Source organism: Staphylococcus sp. M0911, from assembly GCF_003491325.1.
GTDB lineage: Bacteria > Bacillota > Bacilli > Staphylococcales > Staphylococcaceae > Staphylococcus > Staphylococcus warneri_A.
Genome location: NZ_CP022881.1, coordinates 2422888 through 2438350, shown reverse-complemented (window position 1 = coordinate 2438350; position 15463 = coordinate 2422888). Strand labels below are relative to the sequence as shown.

The window sequence follows — 15463 nt, the reverse complement described above, 5'->3', positions numbered from 1 at the left end:
ATATAAATCTAATAAATAAATCCTTATAAAATCAATGATTAAACGACTTATCCACACAATTATACTTTTTCAGTAATATAGATGTCAAATGACTGTGAATATGTTCGTAAAAGATGTGGAAACTTGTGAATATCAACGTAATTGTCCACAAATTAAATAAGATTCATTGTTGATAAGTGGATAACTTCGCACAATATTCATAATCGTTTAAAAACGGGGAGTATAACAGTTTGGGAAATAATTTATAAAGCTGTATGAAAAATGAATATATAATATAACGATAGGTAAAATGGGGATGGTTGGTTTGATAGTAATATGGAAGAATCAATTTAAAATGAGCTTGCTTTATAAGTAGTAATTTGTTATATTGTAGTAGTTGCTTGAAATATGACTAGATAATAAGTATATTAAACCAAGAATTTCTTATAGCAGTCAGTTAATAAGAGGAATCTCTTATGTATAAGTTTGTTGCTATTATATTAATAGTTACATACTTTAACAATTATCTATCTATAAATTTAACAGGGCTTTGATCCTGGAGATGTTAGATAACTTAATAAAGATGGAGGTGTTTTTACATGGTAAAACGTACTTATCAACCAAATAAACGTAAACATAGTAAAGTTCATGGTTTCAGAAAACGCATGAGCACTAAAAATGGCCGTAAAGTCTTAGCGCGCCGTCGTCGTAAAGGCCGTAAAGTTTTATCTGCATAAGATCACTGACTCATCAGTGGTCTTTTTTTTCGTTTTGAATACAGTAATTTTATTCAAACATTAACGATCAAACGTATTGTTGATTGGGTTAATTGATAGATGATAGATAAGAACTTTTGACTGAAATCAGCGTTTTCAATATAAATGCTGATTTATTTTTGGTTAAAATTTAGATGGTTTATAATACTAAGGTAAGAGAATTTGATAAGCGAGTGATGTTTGGTGGAAAAAGCGTACCGTATAAAAAAGAATGCAGATTTTCAAAAAATATATAAAAGAGGAAAGTCTGTCGCAAATAGACAATTCGTAGTATATACCTATGATAATAAAGAACAAGAACATTTTCGCTTAGGGATTAGCGTTTCGAAAAAATTAGGTAACGCTATTACTAGAAATAAAATTAAAAGAGCGATAAGAGAAAACTTTAAAGTGCATAAACAAGATATTATAACGAAAGATATTATCGTTATTGCAAGACAACCAGCTAAATCTATGTCCACTTTAGAAATTCAAGGTAGTTTAGAGCATGTACTTAAAATAGCTAAAGTATTTAATAAGAAAATTCAATAGGGTAGGGGAGATAGATTTTAGACTAACGTAAGTCTAACCTCAGACAACCCGAAGTCTAACCCGAACATTCCGAACAATATAATAGATTTTTGAAATGAAACAATTTACAATATAGTATTGAAAAATTACTTGAATAAGGAGGCCAGCCTAACAATGGACTTTGATACAATTACTAGTATTTCAACGCCAATGGGCGAAGGTGCGATTGGTATTGTGAGACTTTCTGGTCCACAAGCAGTTGAAATTGGAGATAAACTATATAAAGGTAAGAAACCATTAGCAGAAGTTGATTCACATACAATAAATTACGGTCATATTATTGACCCAGAAACAAGTGAGACAGTTGAAGAGGTCATGATTTCCGTCTTAAGAGCACCTAAAACATTTACTAGAGAAGATATCATTGAAATCAATTGTCATGGCGGTATTTTAACGATTAATCGTATTTTGGAATTAACAATGACGCATGGCGCTCGAATGGCTGAACCAGGTGAATATACAAAACGTGCATTCTTAAATGGAAGAATTGATTTATCTCAAGCAGAAGCAGTGATGGACTTTATTCGTTCTAAAACAGATCGTGCTTCAAAAGTTGCAATGAATCAAATAGAGGGACGTTTAAGTGATTTAATAAAACGTCAACGTCAGTCAATATTAGAGATACTTGCTCAGGTTGAGGTAAATATCGATTATCCAGAGTATGACGATGTAGAGGATGCGACGACAGAGTTCTTATTACAACAATCTAAAAATATTAAACAAGAAATTAATCAACTATTAGAAACAGGTGCACAGGGTAAAATAATGAGAGAAGGTCTCTCCACTGTTATTGTAGGCCGACCAAACGTAGGTAAGTCTTCAATGCTAAATAACCTTATTCAAGATAATAAAGCGATTGTGACGGAAGTAGCTGGTACTACAAGAGATGTATTAGAAGAATATGTTAATGTCAGAGGTGTACCACTTCGTTTAGTAGATACAGCAGGTATTCGAGATACTGAAGACATAGTAGAGAAAATTGGTGTCGAACGTTCACGTAAAGCACTAAGTCAAGCTGACTTAATCTTATTTGTATTGAATAATAATGAAGCACTAACGGAAGATGACCAAACGTTATATGATGTTGTTAAAAATGAAGATGTTATTGTAATTATCAATAAAACAGATTTAGAAACACATCTAGATATTAATGAAGTCAAAGCAATGATTGGTGACACACCATTAATCCAAACTTCTATGCTAAAACAAGAAGGTATTGATGAATTAGAAATACAAATCAGAGACTTATTCTTTGGTGGAGATGTTCAAAATCAAGACATGACATACGTATCTAACTCACGCCATATTTCATTACTTAAACAAGCAAGACAATCAATCCAAGATGCGATTGATGCAGCTGAATCAGGTATACCGATGGATATGGTACAAATCGATTTAACACGCACTTGGGAGATTTTAGGTGAAATTATTGGCGAATCTGCAAGTGATGAATTAATTGATCAGTTATTTAGTCAATTCTGTTTAGGTAAATAGCGAATATAAATAGGGAAGTTCATCCAGCAGGGGTATATTTCTCAGACAAATAGGTAAATGTTTAATAAGGAGGTTCAACAATTGGTTCAAGAATATGATGTAATTGTAATTGGTGCAGGTCATGCTGGTATTGAAGCAGGTTTAGCATCAGCAAGACGTGGCGCTAAAACATTAATGTTAACAATCAATTTAGATAATATTGCCTTTATGCCATGTAATCCATCAGTAGGTGGTCCAGCTAAAGGGATTGTTGTACGTGAAATTGATGCACTAGGTGGCCAAATGGCTAAGACAATAGATAAAACGCATATCCAAATGCGTATGTTAAATACAGGTAAAGGACCAGCTGTTAGAGCATTACGTGCACAAGCTGATAAAGTGCTATACCAACAAGAGATGAAGAATGTTATCGAGGATGAAGATAACTTAGATATTATGCAAGGTATGGTAGATGAATTAATTATTGAAGATGACGAAGTTAAAGGTGTACGTACAAATATCGGTACAGAGTATCGCTCTAAAGCAGTGGTTATTACGACTGGTACATTTTTACGTGGTGAAATCATCTTAGGTAACATGAAGTACTCAAGTGGTCCAAACCACCAACTACCATCTGTCACATTAGCAGATAATTTAAGAGGATTAGGTTTCGAGGTTGTACGTTTTAAAACGGGAACACCACCACGTGTTAACTCTAAAACAATCGATTATTCAAAAACTGAGATCCAACCTGGTGATGATGTAGGACGTGCTTTCAGTTATGAAACGACAGAATATATTTTAGACCAGTTACCATGTTGGTTAACTTATACTAATGATAAAACACATCAAGTGATTGACGACAACTTACATTTATCTGCAATGTACTCTGGAATGATAAAAGGTACAGGTCCAAGATATTGTCCATCAATCGAAGACAAATTTGTACGTTTCAATGATAAACCACGCCATCAATTATTCTTAGAACCAGAGGGACGTAATACTAATGAAGTATACGTACAAGGATTATCAACAAGTCTACCTGAACACGTTCAAAGACAAATGTTAGAGACGATACCTGGGTTAGAAAAAGCAGATATGATGCGTGCAGGTTATGCCATTGAATATGATGCAATTGTTCCAACTCAATTATGGCCGACACTAGAAACAAAAATGATTAAGAATTTATATACTGCTGGCCAAATTAACGGTACATCAGGTTATGAAGAAGCGGCTGGACAAGGTATTATGGCTGGTATTAATGCAGCAGGTAAAGTATTAGGTAAAGAAGAGAAGATCTTAAGTCGTTCGGATGCGTATATTGGCGTCCTTATCGATGATTTAGTAACAAAAGGTACAAATGAACCATATCGTTTATTAACATCACGTGCAGAATACCGTTTATTATTACGTCATGATAATGCTGACTTACGTCTTACAGATTTAGGACATGAGCTAGGTTTAATTTCGGATGAACGTTATGCGCAGTTTAATCATAAACGTCAACAAATAAAAGATGAAATTCAAAGATTAACAGATATCCGTATCAAACCAAATGACCATACGCAATCAGTGATCGAAGCAAATGGTGGTTCTAAACTTAAAGATGGTATATTAGCTATCGATTTATTACGTAGACCTGAAATGACATATGATACGATATTAGAAATCTTGGAAGAAGATCATCAATTACCTTCAGAAGTTGAAGAACAAGTTGAAATTCAAACAAAATATGAAGGTTATATCAATAAATCATTACAACAAGTTGAAAAAGTAAAACGTATGGAACAAAAGAAAATTCCTGAAGACTTAGACTATAGTAAAGTTGATAGTTTAGCTTCAGAAGCTAGAGAAAAACTAGCTGAAGTTAAGCCACTCAATATTGCGCAAGCTTCAAGAATTTCTGGCGTTAACCCAGCTGATATTTCAATTTTACTTGTATATTTAGAACAAGGAAAACTTCAAAGGGTGAATCAATAATGAGTATAGAATGGCTATCTGAGAAATTAAAAGAACACAACATCGAATTATCGAACACTCAAAAGGAGCAATTTCAAACTTATTATCAGCTACTTGTTGAATGGAATGAAAAGATGAATTTGACAAGTATTACAGATGAACATGAAGTGTATTTAAAGCATTTTTATGATTCAATCACACCAAGTTTCTATTATGACTTTAAGGGTTCATTATCAATATGTGATGTGGGTGCAGGTGCAGGTTTCCCAAGTATTCCATTGAAAATCATCTTCCCTGAGTTGAAAGTGACAATAGTCGATTCATTAAATAAGCGTATCCAATTTTTAAATCATTTAGCAGACGCTTTAGGTCTCCAAGATGTGAGTTTTGTGCATGATCGTGCTGAAACCTTTGGCAAGGGAGACTACAGGGAGTCTTATGATATCGTTACTGCTCGTGCTGTTGCGCGTTTAACTGTATTAAGTGAATTGTGTCTACCTTTAGTTAAAAAAGGTGGCCAATTCATAGCTTTAAAATCATCTAAAGGTGAAGAAGAATTAGACGAAGCTCAATTTGCAATTAATGTATTAGGTGGCAATGTTAAAGAAACATTTAACTTTGAATTGCCAGAAGAAGCGGGAGAAAGACAAATGATTGTCATTGATAAACGACGCCAAACATCTAAGAAATACCCAAGAAAACCAGGTACACCCAATAAATCTCCTTTACTTGAAAAGTAAGATATGATGATATAGAAATGAATGAGAGGGAGCGAATGGATTATGAAGAAACCTTTTTCAAAATTATTTGGTTTAAAAAACAAAGATGACATCATGGGTTCTATTGAAGAAGACCGAAATAATAATGTTGAGTCCATTCATATTGAACGTATCGTACCTAATCGTTATCAACCTAGACAAGTATTTGAACCAAGTAAAATACATGAACTTGCAGAATCAATTAAAGAACATGGATTATTACAACCGATTGTAGTTAGACCTATTGAAGAAGATATGTTCGAAATTATTGCAGGTGAACGCAGATTTAGAGCAATGCAATCTTTAAATATGTCTCAAGCAGATGTCATTATCCGAGATATGGATGATGAAGAAACTGCAGTGGTTGCATTAATTGAAAATATTCAACGTGAAAACTTATCCGTAGTCGAAGAAGCGGAAGCATATAAAAAGCTACTTGAACTTGGTGATGTGACACAGAGTGAATTAGCGAAAAGTTTAGGTAAAAGCCAAAGCTTCATTGCTAATAAGCTACGCTTACTAAAATTAGCACCTAAAGTCATTACAAGATTAAGAGAAGGTAAAATAACTGAACGACATGCACGTGCTGTACTCGTATTATCCGAAGAAGATCAAGAAGCATTAATTGAACAGGTCATAGCTCAAAAGCTTAATGTGAAGCAAACAGAAGATAAAGTACGTCAAAAGACAGGACCTGAAAAGATTAAAGCACAGTCATTCCAATTCTCACAAGATGTAACGCAAGCAAGAGATGAAGTAGGTAAAAGTATCGAAGCAATTCAACAATCGGGCTTACACGTTGAGCAAAAAGACAGAGATCACGATGATTATTATGAAATTAAAATCAGAATTTATAAGAAGTAAGTAGCACTCCTTTTGTCATTGAGATGAAAGGAGTTTTTATTATGATTTAATATTTATAGAGAGTTCAAACTAGCTAAGTAATAATTAGAAAATTAGGTCTATTGATTTTATTGTTTACAATTGATAAAGTGCGTTTTACACTAAAAGTAAACGAAACGTTTCGTTTAATAATTAGCAAAGAAGGATTATTGTGTTCGGAATATCTATATCAAGTGCGATACTTCATTTTGTAATCGGTGGATTTGCGGTTGCTTTAGCATCAATTATGGCAGAGAAAGTTGGCGGTAAACTAGGTGGTATTATAGCTACAATGCCCGCTGTCTACTTAGCAGCAGTGATAGCATTAACCATAGATCATGAGGGCGATGAACTCATTAAAATGTCTATGCATTTAAGTACAGGTGCGATAGTAGGCATTATATCGTGTATTTTAACTGTATTTTTTACCTCAATTTTTATTTATAAGAAAGACTATAAAAGTGGTACAGTATTTGCCATATTGTGTTGGCTTGTGATTTCTGTGGCGATTTTTGTAGTAAGACATATATAAAAGGAGGTACATTTTAATGAAATTAACAATTATTAAATTTTTAGTTGGTGGATTAGCAGTATTAATTAGTTATATCGTCTCAGTGGTACTTCCTTGGAAAGAATTCGGAGGAATATTTGCTACTTTCCCGGCAGTATTTTTAGTATCTATGTGCATTTCTGGAATGCAATATGGTAACAAAGTGGCAATGCATGTGAGTCGAGGAGCAGTATTTGGTATGACTGGCGTTCTGTTTAGTATATTAGCAACATGGGCAATGCTCAACGTAACACATATGTGGTTGCTTAGCATTATTGTTGGATTTATAGTATGGTTTGTAAGTGCATTTATAATATTTGAAATCGTGGAGTACGTAGCACGTAAAAGAAGGGAAAAATATGGCTGGAAGACCGAAAGACCCAACAGTAAATAAAAAAATTTATGAAGAGATTAATCGCTTGTTAGAAACAACACATTTTAAAAATATGACGATAGATCAAATTGCAGAGAACACGAGTGTCTCTAAGGCAACCATATATCGTCGTTGGAAAGACAAAGAGTCAATGATTGTAGATATGTTCGTAGATCAATCACGAATCATTGAACCAGAATATGGCAATCTGTTTGATAGTCTATATGATTTTCTAATTAAAGTTATGAAAATCTATAAGACACCATTAGGTAGTGCTGTTATTGAAATATTGATAAGCAATCAACAGACAGAAGCACGAGAAAAATTTATGAGAGATTACTTTGAACATAATAGAACGATTTTAAAATCCATCATTAGTCAACATATCGAAGAAGACAATCAAGATTTATTTATCGATATCATTTTCTCTCCTATTTATTTCAATATATTAATCAAACCGCAGTCTCTGACAAAAGCATATATAGAGAAAATGTTAAAAATGATTTTAAAAGCATATGACGTATAGTTATAGTTCGATAGCGTTCCTGACAAAGGAGCGTTTTTATTTTGAAATAATATATAAAGGGTAGTCTAAGGTAAGTCTTTGAAATCTTGTTATGACGAGGTGTAAAAACATTTTGACAGAACAATTAATGAAATTGTAAATCAAATTTGGTAGTTTTATTTTAAAGAAAACGTTTCTATATGAGTATCACTTTGAAGAAAAGTGAAATACTTTTAAACTAGAAAATTTAAGGAGACAGAAACATGAATATAAGCCATCAAATTAAATTATGCAGGGAAAATAAAGGATATTCTCAAGAATATTTAGCTGAGAAACTATATGTATCTAGACAAACTATTTCGAATTGGGAAAATGAGCGTAGTTATCCAGATGTACATAACTTAATAATGATGTGTGAGTTATTCAATGTGTCCTTGGATGATCTAGTTCAAGGAGAAATTCATATGGAGCAAAGAGAATTAGTAAAAAAGAAGTTTGATTTTTGGACGTATATAATGTTAATACTTCTGATAGGTTCACTGATATTATTAGGGCCCTTAATTGTGTATTTAAGTTGGTGGGGCTTTGCTATATTTTTATTATTGTATTTGGTCGGGATATATGCAGGAGGAAATGTTGACAAAATTAAATATAAAAATGACATGGATAATTACGATAGAATTGTTGCATTTATGAATGGAAAAGATCCTAATGAAGTAAATGTTAGTAAACGAAGAGCAGTCTTAACTGATATTATCATCTTTATTCTAGTAAGTGGTGGCTATGGAGCAATAGGAGGGCTAAGTATTTATTTAGCTTTTAAATTTTTGTAAGTGAAATAGAAAATATTTTTACATTTTAAAAGACCTTTGATAGCATATATTTTAATAATAAATATAATTTAAAGGATGGTTGCATGCGTTATAAAAGGCTAACATCGGTATTACTTACGTCATCTTTGATATTAGGAGCATGTTCTGGACACGATGATCATGAAAAGATAAATAAAAATGACGATGAAAAGTTACCACCTATTCCTAAGAAAGTGTTTGTAGATCAAAAATCAAATAAGCAATTATCTGAAAAGGAATTAAAGAAAAGTATTAAGACATACTTAAATACGAATAAGGATTTAGCAGACAATATTACTGATTTAGGTTCAGAAACTAAACTCAATAAAAAAGATAAAAAGAAACTAAATAAATTACAACATATGTCTAAAGAAAATGACCAAAACTTTGAAGATTATATTAGAAAAAATGAGTTACCAAAAGGATATAAAAAGGGCACGGAATTAACAGGAAAATATACTAAAGAAACCAATGAATATTTAAATCAATTAACTTCAAAATTACAAAAGTTAGATAAAAAAGATACAAAAGAAATCGATAAATTAAATTCAAAATATAAAGATAAAGTGAATGGTAAACAACAGAAGAAAGTAGAGAAGTTCTTAAAAGATAAAGATATTGAAACAAAAGCATTTGAAAAGTAATTGAATATAATCAATAAAAAATTCCCAGTTCCGAAGCGGTTCTGGGAATTTTTAATATTGATTACATGCCAGATAAACTTTGCATAGAATCCTGCATACCTGCACCAATTAAGCCAAAGCCAATAGTTAATACTAAGGCAACTACTGCCCAAATAATAGATGCTTTTTTAGATAATTTACTAGTACCAAAATAAACTGCAAATATTAAATAAGCTGATAATAAGTTAGATAAACTGAATGGTACTAAGTAATTATTTCCTTTATCAAATACATTGAGACTATCTAATTGTGTTTCTGGAATAGTTAAACCAAACAAGGCTTGAATACCGTATACGATAATTGTAAAAACTACTGTAATTATTGAATATGAAATTGTAGCGGAAAAAATCTGAATAGCACTTGCATCAGATTTCATAATTTTTGAAATAACTAAGAAGATAACGAAAGTTATTAGTAATCCAAAAATAATTGCTCCAATAGATTGCCCGATAAAAGTTGCTACATTAAATTGGTTTTGCTTATCAATTTCAGATTGACTTAAACCTGCTTGCTTCAAGGCTTTGGTATTATCTGTAATATTTAATGCTAATGCCATAGATACAAAAGTTAAAACAATAAATATGATTAACTTTACAAGCCATTTTGGATTTTGTCGTATCTTTCTAAAATGGTCTACAAAAGGTAAGTTAGATTGTGATGCTTCAGGTTGTGTTGTATTCGTTTGTTCCATATATGTATCTCCCCTTATTGTTATTTTAATAACAGAATAACATTGTTAAATAATTTTTAAAATATCAATTTTTATTTTAAATAAGTATAAAAAATAGAGTAAGTAAAAGAAATACAAAAACTTTTTCATTATTATTAAACTTAAAATAAGCTTAAATCTCCTTAAATTAAATATATATAATAATTAAAGTATGTTATCATGCAAAATATAATACATTTTAAGGAGCATAGGACATGAAGAAAAACATATTATGGAGTATTATCGGCGTGGCAATCATTCTACTTCTAGTTATTGCAGCGTTCATCGTGAAACAGACAACAGGCTCTGGTAATAAAGATAGTAAAGGTTACGATACATATACAGTTAAGAAAGAAACACCGATTAGTCTAGAGGGTAAGGCATCTCCGAAATCGGTCAAAACATATAACAACAATAGTCAAATTGGCACATTCCAGAGTCCAGCAGTTGATGACGGTCAAAAGGTCAAACAAGGGGACCGTCTTATCAGTTATGATACGAACAATAGTAAGCGTCAACAACTCGCAAACAAAGTGGATCAAGCACAACAACAAGTGAATGATGATTATCAAAAAATCAATCAAAGTCCTAACAATAATCAACTACAATCTAAACTGACACAAGATCAAAGTTCACTTAACGAAGCACAACAACAACTGGCACAACATGACAAACAAATGAACGATAGTATTTATGCAGCATTTGATGGTAAAGTCAATATTAAAAATGGCGAAGATGCTGGCGACGGACAACCTGTCTTACAACTTATTTCAGACAATCCACAAATTAAATCAACTGTCACGGAGTTTGATGTTGAGAAAATCAAAGAAGGTGACAAAGTCGATGTCACAGTTAATAGTAATGGTAAAAAAGGTAAGGGTAAGATCCTTAAAATAGATGAATTACCAACGAGTTATGATGACAGCGCTAGTGGTGGAACAAGTGGCGCACAAGCAAGTGCAGGTAGCCAAGGTGACGAAGGACAAGATGGTGGTAGTGCCGCACAAGCTTCAAATCCAACGGTAAATAATCCATCTGGTGGTAAAGAAGGCGATACATCTAAATACAATGTCATTATTGGTGATTTAGATATTCCAGTACGTTCAGGGTTCTCAATGGACGCGAAAATTCCATTAAAATCTTTAAAACTACCTAACGATGTTTTAACCAAAGATAATGATGTATTTGTGTTAGATAAAAAAAATAAAGTTCACAAACGTGATATTAAAATCGACCGCAACAATGGCCAAATTATTGTGAAAAAAGGGCTTAAAGCTGGTGATAAAGTCATCAAAAATCCTAAAGGTAATTTAAATGATGGAGAAAAAGTTGAGGTGTCATCATGATTGAATTGAAAAAAATCAATCGACATTTCAAAAATGGTGACGAAACGAATCATATTTTAAAAGATATTGATATTCATATTGATGAAGGTGAATTTATCGCGATTATGGGACCATCAGGATCAGGTAAAAGTACATTAATTAATATTTTAGGATTTATTGACCGTGGTTATGAAGGCGATTACCTTTTTAACGGTGACAATTATAAAAAAGCATCAGATAATCGTCTCGCAACGATACGAAATCTTACGGTAGGATTTGTGTTTCAAAACTTTAAATTAATTCAAAATAATACCATTCTTGAAAATGTCAGTATTCCACTCATATATAATGGAATGAGTAGTAAAGACCGTAAAGCCAAAGTGTTAAAAGGATTGGATGATGTTGGTCTACATCAGAAGGAAGACTTACTTCCTAATAAATTATCAGGGGGACAACAACAACGTGTCGCGATTGCGAGAGCGATTATTAATGAACCTAAATTTATCATTGCCGATGAGCCAACAGGGGCATTAGATTCAAAAACATCAAAAGATATTATGGATTTGTTTGTGTCGTTAAACAAAGAAAAAGGAACAACCATGATTATGGTAACCCACGATCGTGAGGTAGCGAATAAAGCTGATCGTATTATTCATATTTTAGATGGTCGTGTGAAAGAGGAAGAGGTGTTGACGCATGAATAACTTTTCTAATATTTTATCCGTCGCATTTCGCTCTATTTTAAAAAATAAGCGTCGTAATATCTTTACGATGATTGGTATTATTATCGGTATAGCGGCCGTGATTACAATTATGGCTTTAGGTAATGGCTTTAAAAAATCAACGACAGAACAGTTTGACGACGCTGGTGCAGGTAAAAATCAGGCATCGATATCATATATGACACAAGACATGAGCGCACCGAAAGACAATCCATTTAAACAAGAAGATATTAGTGTTGTAGAACAAATTAATGGTGTCAAAAGTGCAAAAATTAAAGAAAGCGAAGATAGTACATACTCTGCCAAAGTAACGAATACACATGGCAGTGGTGAAATCAGTTTAAAAAAGGCTTCTCATGTGTCAGGGGTCGATGAAGGCCATGGTTTTACGAAAGATGATAACGATACACAGGAGAAAGTCGTCGTGATTGATAATAAAGTGGCGAAAAAGGTATTTCACAATGCGAAAGCAGCTGTTGGCAAATCCATTTATATTAATGGTGAAGGATTTAAAGTGGTTGGTGTTGGCGATGCAAGTGGACAAGATGCGAATGGTATGCCACTTGAATCGGTCGTTCAAATGCCAACTAAAACAGCGGATCACTACATGAGCAACTTATCTCAAGGGACGCCACAACTATTAGTAACTGTTAACGATGGTGAAAATAAGAAAGATGTTGGTAAGAAAGTTGAAAAAGAGCTGAATAAAAAAGGTACGGGCGTATCTGATGGCCAATATAGCTTTGCGGATAATGAAGAGATGATGAAAGGTATTGGCAAAGTATTAGATATGATCACCTACTTCGTCGCAGCTGTGGCGGGTATCTCATTATTTATTGCCGGAATCGGTGTTATGAATGTGATGTATATTTCTGTAACCGAACGAACAGAGGAAATTGCGATACGACGTGCCTTTGGTGCCAAAGGTCGAGATATCGAAATCCAGTTCTTAGTAGAAAGTGTTGTATTGTGTCTACTCGGTGGTATTATCGGACTGATACTCGGTATTATTATTGCCACACTTGTCGATTTAGCAACACCAGATATGGTTAAGAGTTCCGTCAGTCTCGGGTCAGTCATCTTAGCAGTGGGCGTATCCACATTAATTGGTATCGTCTTCGGTTGGATCCCAGCTAGAGCAGCTTCTAAAAAAGAATTAATTGATATTATTAAATAGTTAACATCATAAGCACTCGTACCTATTGAAGTACGAGTGCTTTTTATCATTATTGTATAAAGAAAACCATACGCTATGCGTATGGTTCAGAAAAGGTTCTACCATTGTCACAAAAAATGCATCTCTACGTGCTAGAATTAATATTGGTCAGCCAACCAAAATAAACAACACGAGGAGATGCTTTTTAATGTCTTCCGACACAAACAGTTTAGCACATACAAAATGGAATTGTAAGTATCATATAGTCTTTGCTCCAAAATATAGAAGACAAGTGATATATGGAAAAATCAAAAAAGATATAGGCATCATTTTGCGTCAATTATGTGAAAGAAAAGGTGTAGAGATAATTGAAGCAGAAGCATGTAAAGATCATATTCATATGTTAGTAAGTATCCCGCCAAAAATTGGTGTTTCATCTTTTGTTGGTTATTTAAAAGGGAAAAGTAGTTTAATGATTTTTGATAGACATGCTAACTTAAAATATAGATATGGAAATAGAAAGTTTTGGTGCAAAGGATTTTATGTGGATACGGTAGGTAGAAACAAAAAAGTAATTGAAAATTATATAAGAAATCAATTACAAGAGGATATCGTTGCAGATCAAATCTCAATGGAAGAATATTTAGATCCATTTACAGGAGAAGAAATAAAAAAGAGAAAGAAAAAATAGTAACCCTTTAGGGTTGCTGGAAGAGTAGTGCAGTTGGCTGACTTGTCAGTGCCCTTTTAAGGCTGGCCAGTAAGAGAGGCTTATAGCCGAAGAACAAACCACCCGTTCACACGGGTGGTTTTGATTAAGATATTTATACAATTTTATTTGTCAGAAGTTCTCCAATTAAGTATATAAACTCAAAAACATTTATGAGTAATAGACAATAATACATGTTTAATTAATTTTAATATTTACGTATGCTTGATTCAAGTTTTGAAGATTTTGATAAAACAATATCTGACTTTAACATCTCATTTTCATTTCTAAGTCGTTCTTAATTTTCCTATTCAGCTTCTATTTAAAGGTAAATGATTATTTTGTTTAACTTTTGTATATTCCATATTCATTTTAGAAAGACATCTTATTTGGTTATAAATTGAAAGTACCTTCCTCATGAAATTCACACTGTCACTACCCCTAAGTTAATATAACAGGATTGACAAGAATAAAATAGGTTGCTATTTTTCTATAATACAATTTATTTTCTGTCCAATCCTTAAAACAGATTTTTGAAATTTCTATAATAGAACTTATTTGCATTATTTTATACAATTCATTTGGACAAAATTCTAAACATAGGTCATCCCATATTTAAATCATATCAATGCTGAAATAGGCTATATTTGTTAGTCAACCTTTTGAGGTGCAATTATATATTTTATTATATTAATGTTTAAGTGTATTAATATTACAATCCTATAGTTTAAAAGGTCACAATTATCATTTTTTAGTACAATATGGGATTATATATTCATATATTTGTAATTCAACACTGTTGAACTTTATTTGTGGTTTGATCTAATATGTTCTAAATGCATCGTGACTTAAAATTAAACCATTATCAATTTCACCTATCAAATCATTAACTGATGATAATGATTGTAAATGACTTAAACTCATATCTACTGCCCAGCCTATTAAGTTGATTTTGATATCATAATTTGACATTGTCACTTCAAATCCTTCAATACTTGAGTTTGAATTTCCTGGTACTAATTCACTCTCATTACGTTTCAATTCGTCGGCAATACGACTTGAATTTTGAATTAGACTGTTGATTCTGTCATAGATATTGATTGCTCCATACCCTGTAGATGTTTTCAGACGTTGTTCTTCAAAAGCTAATGTTTCATGATATTTTAATGCGTGTATAATCATTTTATCAACAGCCTCAGTACCATCAATAGATGGTGCTTCTTGATAGCTTTGACCTTCTTGATATGAGAGTGTATTTGTATCTTCTAATCCAAACATCTTTTTAATTTTACTTTTTAACATTCTATAAAAGATATAAAACATTATAATTACAACAATCCAACATATGATGGTTGATAGCATTGTTATTCTCCTTTAATATTATTTTTTCTATTATCCTGCAATTAATTGATTTTTTAAATTGATTATTTAAATATAAGAATAATATTTCATTTGATATTGTATGTTGCTATTTTTTATTAGA

The 15463-nt window shown here is 32.3% G+C and carries 17 protein-coding genes; 15 read left to right on the top strand and 2 right to left on the bottom strand.

All coding sequences use genetic code 11. The annotated features are described in order from the left end of the window. The first annotated feature begins 578 nt into the window (after positions 1 to 578). The 11 genes from rpmH (at position 579) to ssp1_RS11800 (ending at position 9320) form a co-directional block, all read left to right on the top strand. The gene (gene rpmH, locus ssp1_RS11850) at positions 579 to 716 is read left to right on the top strand and encodes a 50S ribosomal protein L34 (protein WP_000240855.1); all 138 of its coding nucleotides are present in this window, start codon (positions 579 to 581) and stop codon (positions 714 to 716) included. A 222-nt stretch (positions 717 to 938) separates the two neighbouring features. Then, entirely contained in the window at positions 939 to 1286 is a 348-nt protein-coding gene (gene rnpA, locus ssp1_RS11845; RefSeq protein ID WP_075778462.1) for a ribonuclease P protein component, read from the top strand. Between the two features lie 153 nt (positions 1287 to 1439). Next, a complete protein-coding gene (mnmE, locus tag ssp1_RS11840; protein WP_002451546.1) occupies positions 1440 to 2819 on the top strand; it encodes a tRNA uridine-5-carboxymethylaminomethyl(34) synthesis GTPase MnmE in 1380 nt (459 codons plus the stop codon). 81 nt (positions 2820 to 2900) lie between these two features. Continuing rightward, a complete protein-coding gene (gene mnmG, locus ssp1_RS11835) occupies positions 2901 to 4778 on the top strand; it encodes a tRNA uridine-5-carboxymethylaminomethyl(34) synthesis enzyme MnmG (RefSeq protein WP_015365426.1) in 1878 nt (625 codons plus the stop codon). Then, a complete protein-coding gene (gene rsmG, locus ssp1_RS11830) occupies positions 4778 to 5497 on the top strand; it encodes a 16S rRNA (guanine(527)-N(7))-methyltransferase RsmG (protein WP_047210598.1) in 720 nt (239 codons plus the stop codon). The genes mnmG and rsmG overlap by 1 nt, the downstream gene beginning before the upstream one ends. Positions 5498 to 5539: 42 nt before the next feature. Next, positions 5540 to 6379 (top strand): nucleoid occlusion protein, encoded by an 840-nt coding sequence (noc, locus tag ssp1_RS11825; RefSeq protein WP_002451543.1) that lies wholly within the window; start codon positions 5540 to 5542, stop codon positions 6377 to 6379. A gap of 190 nt (positions 6380 to 6569) precedes the next feature. Beyond that, complete coding sequence (locus ssp1_RS11820) at positions 6570 to 6929, top strand: DUF3147 family protein (RefSeq protein WP_002451542.1); 360 nt, start codon at positions 6570 to 6572, stop codon at positions 6927 to 6929. A gap of 16 nt (positions 6930 to 6945) precedes the next feature. Then, complete coding sequence (locus ssp1_RS11815; protein WP_002466371.1) at positions 6946 to 7341, top strand: DUF3147 family protein; 396 nt, start codon at positions 6946 to 6948, stop codon at positions 7339 to 7341. After that, entirely contained in the window at positions 7307 to 7846 is a 540-nt protein-coding gene (locus tag ssp1_RS11810; RefSeq protein WP_049425402.1) for a TetR/AcrR family transcriptional regulator, read from the top strand. The genes ssp1_RS11815 and ssp1_RS11810 overlap by 35 nt, the downstream gene beginning before the upstream one ends. Before the next feature lie 242 nt (positions 7847 to 8088). Next, positions 8089 to 8658 carry a helix-turn-helix transcriptional regulator gene (locus ssp1_RS11805; RefSeq protein WP_075778331.1) on the top strand — a complete coding sequence of 190 codons (570 nt, stop codon included), beginning with the start codon at positions 8089 to 8091 and terminating at the stop codon, positions 8656 to 8658. 83 nt (positions 8659 to 8741) lie between these two features. Beyond that, positions 8742 to 9320 (top strand): NDxxF motif lipoprotein, encoded by a 579-nt coding sequence (locus ssp1_RS11800; protein WP_075778332.1) that lies wholly within the window; start codon positions 8742 to 8744, stop codon positions 9318 to 9320. A 61-nt stretch (positions 9321 to 9381) separates the two neighbouring features. Here the strand turns inward: ssp1_RS11800 and ssp1_RS11795 are convergent, their stop codons facing one another. Beyond that, positions 9382 to 10050, bottom strand: a complete 669-nt coding sequence (locus tag ssp1_RS11795; RefSeq protein ID WP_075778333.1) for a YIP1 family protein — start codon at positions 10048 to 10050, stop codon at positions 9382 to 9384. Positions 10051 to 10283: 233 nt separating this feature from the next. On the opposite strand from ssp1_RS11795, the gene ssp1_RS11790 reads away from it, so the two are divergent. The 4 genes from ssp1_RS11790 to tnpA all read left to right on the top strand — a co-directional run bounded on the left by ssp1_RS11790 (position 10284) and on the right by tnpA (position 13962). Beyond that, on the top strand, positions 10284 to 11414 hold the full coding sequence (locus ssp1_RS11790) for an efflux RND transporter periplasmic adaptor subunit (RefSeq protein WP_107536066.1): 1131 nt from the start codon (positions 10284 to 10286) through the stop codon (positions 11412 to 11414). Further along, positions 11411 to 12097 (top strand): ABC transporter ATP-binding protein, encoded by a 687-nt coding sequence (locus tag ssp1_RS11785; protein ID WP_075778965.1) that lies wholly within the window; start codon positions 11411 to 11413, stop codon positions 12095 to 12097. Before ssp1_RS11790 ends, ssp1_RS11785 begins: the two co-directional genes overlap by 4 nt. Continuing rightward, the gene (locus tag ssp1_RS11780; RefSeq protein ID WP_107536065.1) at positions 12090 to 13292 is read left to right on the top strand and encodes an ABC transporter permease; all 1203 of its coding nucleotides are present in this window, start codon (positions 12090 to 12092) and stop codon (positions 13290 to 13292) included. The genes ssp1_RS11785 and ssp1_RS11780 overlap by 8 nt, the downstream gene beginning before the upstream one ends. A 187-nt stretch (positions 13293 to 13479) precedes the next feature. Further along, complete coding sequence (tnpA, locus tag ssp1_RS11775; RefSeq protein WP_002450451.1) at positions 13480 to 13962, top strand: IS200/IS605 family transposase; 483 nt, start codon at positions 13480 to 13482, stop codon at positions 13960 to 13962. Between the two features lie 840 nt (positions 13963 to 14802). Here tnpA and ssp1_RS11770 read toward each other — a convergent pair. Then, positions 14803 to 15342: a hypothetical protein gene (locus ssp1_RS11770; protein WP_075778705.1), complete on the bottom strand. Its 540-nt coding sequence runs from the start codon at positions 15340 to 15342 to the stop codon at positions 14803 to 14805. Positions 15343 to 15463 lie beyond the last annotated feature (121 nt).

Bases quoted from the DNA above. Each gene is read 5' to 3' on its own strand.
- rpmH (WP_000240855.1), top strand. From the start codon at position 579: ATGGTAAAACGTACTTATCAACCAAATAAACGTAAACATAGTAAAGTT.
- mnmE (WP_002451546.1), top strand. From the start codon at position 1,440: ATGGACTTTGATACAATTACTAGTATTTCAACGCCAATGGGCGAAGGT.
- rsmG (WP_047210598.1), top strand. From the start codon at position 4,778: ATGAGTATAGAATGGCTATCTGAGAAATTAAAAGAACACAACATCGAA.
- noc (WP_002451543.1), top strand. From the start codon at position 5,540: ATGAAGAAACCTTTTTCAAAATTATTTGGTTTAAAAAACAAAGATGAC.
- ssp1_RS11815 (WP_002466371.1), top strand. From the start codon at position 6,946: ATGAAATTAACAATTATTAAATTTTTAGTTGGTGGATTAGCAGTATTA.
- ssp1_RS11810 (WP_049425402.1), top strand. From the start codon at position 7,307: ATGGCTGGAAGACCGAAAGACCCAACAGTAAATAAAAAAATTTATGAA.
- ssp1_RS11805 (WP_075778331.1), top strand. From the start codon at position 8,089: ATGAATATAAGCCATCAAATTAAATTATGCAGGGAAAATAAAGGATAT.
- ssp1_RS11800 (WP_075778332.1), top strand. From the start codon at position 8,742: ATGCGTTATAAAAGGCTAACATCGGTATTACTTACGTCATCTTTGATA.
- ssp1_RS11795 (WP_075778333.1), bottom strand. From the start codon at position 10,050: ATGGAACAAACGAATACAACACAACCTGAAGCATCACAATCTAACTTA.
- ssp1_RS11790 (WP_107536066.1), top strand. From the start codon at position 10,284: ATGAAGAAAAACATATTATGGAGTATTATCGGCGTGGCAATCATTCTA.
- ssp1_RS11785 (WP_075778965.1), top strand. From the start codon at position 11,411: ATGATTGAATTGAAAAAAATCAATCGACATTTCAAAAATGGTGACGAA.
- ssp1_RS11780 (WP_107536065.1), top strand. From the start codon at position 12,090: ATGAATAACTTTTCTAATATTTTATCCGTCGCATTTCGCTCTATTTTA.
- tnpA (WP_002450451.1), top strand. From the start codon at position 13,480: ATGTCTTCCGACACAAACAGTTTAGCACATACAAAATGGAATTGTAAG.
- ssp1_RS11770 (WP_075778705.1), bottom strand. From the start codon at position 15,342: ATGCTATCAACCATCATATGTTGGATTGTTGTAATTATAATGTTTTAT.